Raw genomic sequence first — 4842 nt, 5'->3', positions numbered from 1 at the left:
AACCTACAGTTTGTTAACTGTACAAGAAGTGAGCATTACTCTGTAAAATAAGATCAAAAATGGTACAAAAGAACAGTTAAGGTAACTAAGCCAGAGTTATTAACCTATCTCTATATAGCAGAGCCAATATAGTTTAGTACAACTGGCGCTACTCATAGTTGACAGTAATATGCACAATTGCGTCTGTATCACCGGAGTTAATATATGTGTGATCATCTTGCGAGTCGAATGTGAAGGCACTACCCGCTTTGAGATGGTAGGTGTTTTTGTCGACAATTAATTTCATTTCACCTTGGAAAACAAACAGTTGTTCCGTACTACTGTTTTTGTGGTTTGACTTTGAATAATTGCATCCGGGTTTGAGGATGCCATAAAAAACCTCAGTTCCGCTTGTCGGTGAAAACGGGGAAATGCTATAGATGAGAATGCGACCATCATCATCCTTCAGTGGGATCATATCATCTATGCTTCTTACATCATGTAGCTTGCTTGAAGAGTCCAAGAGTGTTTCAAGTTTCATTCTCAGGCCATTTGCAATTTTCCAGACGGTAGCGATAGTCGGCATTGATTCCGAGCGTTCTATTTGGCTCAGCATTGCTTTGCTGACGTCGGTCATAGAAGCAACCTCACTGAGGCTGAGTCCCATCTTGTTCCGGGTGTTTTTCAGATTATCTCCCAATGCGGAAAAATCATCCATCTAGTATTACCTCTTTCAATTTATTGCGTGATGCAGCCTTCTGCATCTCAAACTTTGCCGCTTACTCTCAGAAGTGCAGTCGCGTAGATCATAATAAATCCAGCTCCATAACTCTGCAACCCAAATAACAACTTAAATATCAAATGGATATAATGAACTTCTGACGACTGAACCATCGAAATAGGGTGGCTGCTTTTTTGCGCTACGTCTCGTTATTCAAAATTGCGAGTTGACGAAGATGAACAACTGGAAAACACTATATTGGACGAACGTACACTATAGCGGACAAGTGATTTGTTCTATTGCCTAAGAATACTGTGTTAACGATTTTTTGTAAAAAGAAAGGCGGCGATTGAGCAGGTTGAATTAGGCTTTTAAGGAGAAAACTATGGGTAACAAAACAATGAGTATCGGCAAGCAGACTACCTTTATCGGTGCTCTACTTGCTTATCTGATAGGTTCAGGTTTTGCCACCGGTCAGGAGACCATGCAGTTCTTTTCAGGCTGGGGGGCTGTCTGGTCCTGCATGCTGGTCGGTGTGATTACTTTCTTTATGATGTATCTTGCCTACAGTGCTTATGCATATGCCGGTCGCACACGAGGACTTAATGACGTTTCCGGTATCTTTAAACTTTATGCAGGCACCGCTGGTGGTAAGCTGTTTGAAGCATTTGCCTGGTCGTTTAACGCCAGCTGCTATATGTTTATGGTTTCCGGCTTTGGTAATGTCTTGCACCAGCAGTGGGGCATTCCTATTGCGATAGGTAGTGCGGTTGCAGTGGTTATCTCTGTTGGTACAGCTGCCGCCGGACTAAACAAAATGATCGACATTATCGGCAGGATTGGGCCGGTTATCGTCGGCTTTACGATTGTTGTCGGCATTATTTCTGCGTTCGAATATTACCCTCTTATCGGTGCAGGTAATGCGGCTATCAACAATGGTGAGGTTGAGGTGACACGTGCTGGTGCAAACCCGGTGGCTGCCGGTCTCTCCTTTGGCGGCTGCTGTCTGCTGCTAGTGTCCGCTATGGTTGGCCGTATGGGCTCCGAGCTGCGCGACTATGACTTCAAATACACCAACATTATTATGGGCCTTGCCTCTTTCGCTTTTGTATTTGGATCTATCGTGATGGGCCTCAATCACATCGGCAACATCGCTAATGCTTCAACCGCTGCTATCCCTAACCTGCTGCTGGCGAACAATATCTTCGGCGCGATTGGTGGTGCGTTTGCGGTCATCATCCTTGTTGCGGTTTATAGCACGCTCTGCCCGATTATCTGGACCTGCGTCTCGATGTTTATCAAGGACGAAAAGAGCATGAAATACAAACTCACCTGCGTTATCGCCGGTACAGCGGTCTACTTCGTTACTCTTTATGTCCCCTATCAGACCCTGCTGAACTACATTATGACTTACTTTGGTTATTCAGGTGCCATCGTATGTGGGGTCGTGGTGGTTCGCTACTACATGCTTAAGGCGAAAGATAAAAAAGAAGGAATTACGGTTTCTGAACAAACTGTTTGATTGGAATACCGAATACTACTACGAGGATGACTCGTCAGAGCACCTCAGATTTATTCGATACAACACAAGAAAGGCAATTAAATGGCAATTATAACCATCATTGGTGCCGGTAACGGCGCTCATGCACTCGCTGCCGATTGTAAGCTTGGCGGCGCGGAAGTCAGAATGTATGAGTTCACACGGTTTAACAATAAAGTGAAAGGGATTGTGAACAGCCGTCGCATTCGCTTTGAAGGCATCGAAAAGAACCATGAGAACTTTAAGCGCAATGGCACCATCGTACTGGATATGGTCACTTATGACATGAAGGAAGCGGTACAGGGAGCCAATCATATCCTGGTCTCGGTACAGGCTCAGGGCTTTGAATCCATCTTTGAAGAGCTTGCCCCTCTGCTGGAAGATGGACAAACCGTCAGCATCTTCCCGGACAATTACGGCAGCCTGATCCTTCGCCGTATCATGAAAGAAAAAGGGCTGAAGACAGATGTGATTATCGCCGGTTACTGCTCACTGGTGTACGGTGCGCGACTGACGGACTTTAACAATATGGAGACCGAAACCGATGTTGTAAATGTCATGTACCGCGAGAATGAAATCCGGGTAGATACATTACCTTCCAGTGACTATGCCACTTACCTTGAGGCTACCAAGGAGATCCCGGCGCTGGACGCAACCGAGCTTATTCAGGGTGATACGGTACTGGATATCGGCTTGTCGAACGTTAATGTTCTGCTGCATGTGCCTGCGGTTGTGCTCAATACCGGCACGATTGAAAACTGGGGCATTATCCCGAATGTCGGCAGCAAGGATGCTATCTACGATATCTACGCTCACGGCGTTTCACCGGCGGTAGGGCGCGTGCAGTACGCCTTCTATCTGGAGCAGGTGGCGATCGCCAAGGCCTTTGGTGTAGGAATCATGCCGGTTGAAGAGGATGTGCTTCAGTCGCGTATGGGACTGATTGGCCAGATGATGTTTGGTGAGGATTTCCGTCTGCCATTTACAGAACCTCTGGATCAGTCGACCTGGCTGCCGGCACCGAAAGGGGCGCGTTTCCCATTAGATTCAAGATACATCACCGAGGATGTTCCGGTGGGATGTAGTGGCGCAATGAGTTTTGCTGAACTTCTGCAAGTGGAGACACCAATCATCCGCGCGATGACGGATCTATCGAATCTGATGCTGGAAACGAATTACTATGAGACTGGTTACAACCTGAAGGACTTTGGACTGGAGAACATGACCCCAGCAGATGTAATCGGGTACATGCGTACGGGTAAGTAAGAGCTACGTATTTTTTTATCTACGCCGTCCTCTATATAGAACATAAGGGCAGTATAAGGGAATTCCTTATCGCCTAAGCGCATGTTGTATATGAGGGTGCTTAAACCGGGAAAGCTCGTTTTCCCTACGTTTCATATTATCTATATTTTTGAAATATCAACCGGAGTTAGTTATGGAAAAAAATGTCTTTGTTAAGGCTCTTGAAACTGAACTTATCCCTGCACTGGGCTGTACTGAGCCTGTCGCGTTCGCGATTACTGCTGCCCTGGCCCGTAAATATGCCCCGGGTGAAGTTAAACGCATTTCCATGGAAGGTTCAGGCCTGATGGTTATCGGTGTACAGTCGGTTGGCATTCCAAATACAGGAGGTAAATGTGGTGGTTTCCTGTCTTCCGTTCTGGGTGTGCTTGCCGGAGATGCGGATCTTGATATGGAGGTGTTGAGTAAGGTAACTGATGCGGACGTAACGGCTGCCGAAGAGCTGATCGAGCAGCTTGTACCTGCGGGTAAACTGACACTCGACATGGTTTCTCCGGCGCCGTCTATCTATCTGAAAACCACCGTTGAGACTGATCAGCACACCGCTTCGGTCAGCCTATGGAACGAGCACAACGGCGTTAAGTTTATCGAGGTAGATGGTGAGATGGTGCTTGGCAGCCACGAAGAAGAGCAAGCTGCGCTGGCTAACCAGGAGACTATCCCTGTCGACTCTTCTTTCCTGTCGGTTGAGACCATCTATGACTTCTGTAAAGAGTGTGACATCAGCGATCTGGACCACATCAGAAAGGCCATAGAGCTGACGCGCGCCATCTGTAAAGACGGCCTGGATAACGAATACGGCCTGCAGGTCGCTCGTACTCTGCAACAGAAGATCGATGCCGGTCTTATTGCGGATGATGAGATCACCCACGTACTTAAGTGGACTACTGCTGGCCTAGATGCCCGTATGGGCGGCAGCGGCTATACCGCGATGAGTAACACTGGCAGTGGTAACCAGGGCATCATCTCCAGCATGGCACCGATTGCCGCAGGTGACTACCGTAACGCAAGCGAAGAAGAGATCATTCGCGCTGTGGCGATGTCTAACCTGATCAACATCTACCTTGACTACAAATCCAACGAGTATGCTCACCTGTCTCCGATGTGCTACTGCTCAGGTGTCGCTTCTGTTTCTGCGGCAAGCGGTGTAGCCTTCCTTCGCGGCGCAACTAAGGAGCAGATCTCCGATATGGCGCGGACATCGCTGGGTAACCTGGCCGGTGTTATCTGTGACGGTGCAAAACCAAGCTGTGCCTTCCGTTCTTACACTGGTCTGAGTGGTGCGCTTAAGTACGTG

The 4842-nt window shown here is 47.7% G+C and carries 4 protein-coding genes; 3 read left to right on the top strand and 1 reads right to left on the bottom strand.

The genetic code is table 11. The annotated features are described in order from the left end of the window. Nucleotides 1-148: 148 nt before the first annotated feature. Nucleotides 149-697 carry a helix-turn-helix domain-containing protein gene (locus tag MHN01_RS16660; RefSeq protein WP_239412370.1) on the bottom strand — a complete coding sequence of 183 codons (549 nt, stop codon included), beginning with the start codon at nucleotides 695-697 and terminating at the stop codon, nucleotides 149-151. A gap of 388 nt (nucleotides 698-1085) precedes the next feature. On the opposite strand from MHN01_RS16660, the gene MHN01_RS16655 reads away from it, so the two are divergent. The 3 genes from MHN01_RS16655 to MHN01_RS16645 all read left to right on the top strand — a co-directional run. Further along, a complete protein-coding gene (locus MHN01_RS16655; protein ID WP_239412369.1) occupies nucleotides 1086-2222 on the top strand; it encodes a hypothetical protein in 1137 nt (378 codons plus the stop codon). Between the two features lie 81 nt (nucleotides 2223-2303). After that, nucleotides 2304-3506 carry an NAD/NADP-dependent octopine/nopaline dehydrogenase family protein gene (locus MHN01_RS16650; RefSeq protein WP_239412368.1) on the top strand — a complete coding sequence of 401 codons (1203 nt, stop codon included), beginning with the start codon at nucleotides 2304-2306 and terminating at the stop codon, nucleotides 3504-3506. Between the two features lie 172 nt (nucleotides 3507-3678). Beyond that, on the top strand, nucleotides 3679-4842 hold a 1164-nt coding region (locus MHN01_RS16645; protein WP_239412367.1), incomplete at its 3' end, for a serine dehydratase subunit alpha family protein.

It is taken from the genome of Photobacterium sp. OFAV2-7 (assembly GCF_022347985.1).
In the GTDB taxonomy this organism is placed as follows: Bacteria; Pseudomonadota; Gammaproteobacteria; order Enterobacterales; family Vibrionaceae; genus Photobacterium.
This window is presented reverse-complemented; position numbering and strand designations above follow the sequence as displayed.

Excerpts from the sequence above, each read along its gene's own strand:
- MHN01_RS16660 (WP_239412370.1), bottom strand. The coding sequence starts at position 697 with ATGGATGATTTTTCCGCATTGGGAGATAATCTGAAAAACACCCGGAAC.
- MHN01_RS16655 (WP_239412369.1), top strand. The coding sequence starts at position 1,086 with ATGGGTAACAAAACAATGAGTATCGGCAAGCAGACTACCTTTATCGGT.
- MHN01_RS16650 (WP_239412368.1), top strand. The coding sequence starts at position 2,304 with ATGGCAATTATAACCATCATTGGTGCCGGTAACGGCGCTCATGCACTC.